Source organism: Clostridium tagluense (genome assembly GCF_003865095.1).
GTDB classification, from domain to species: domain Bacteria; phylum Bacillota; class Clostridia; order Clostridiales; family Clostridiaceae; genus Clostridium_AD; species Clostridium_AD tagluense.
This window is the reverse complement of the sequence record NZ_BHYK01000137.1, coordinates 1-256: the sequence shown is the minus strand read 5'-3', so window position 1 is coordinate 256 and position 256 is coordinate 1. Positions and strand designations below refer to the sequence as shown.

The 256-nt window shown below is 51.2% G+C and carries 1 rRNA gene; it reads right to left on the bottom strand.

The annotated features are described in order from the left end of the window. A 16S ribosomal RNA gene (locus tag Ctaglu_RS24870) occupies positions 1-256 on the bottom strand; the annotation flags it as partial.

Here is a 256-nt window from a genome sequence, read left to right as displayed (position 1 = left end):
CTGGACCGTGTCTCAGTTCCAATGTGGCCGATCACCCTCTCAGGTCGGCTACGCATCGTTGCCTTGGTGGGCCGTTACCTCACCAACTAGCTAATGCGCCGCGGGTCCATCTCAAAGTGGAATTCTCCGAAGAAAAATCCTTTGATGTTTCAATCATGCGATTAAAACATATTATGCGGTATTAATCTCCCTTTCGGGAGGCTATTCCCCTCTTTGAGGCAGGTTACCCACGTGTTACTCACCCGTCCGCCGCTAA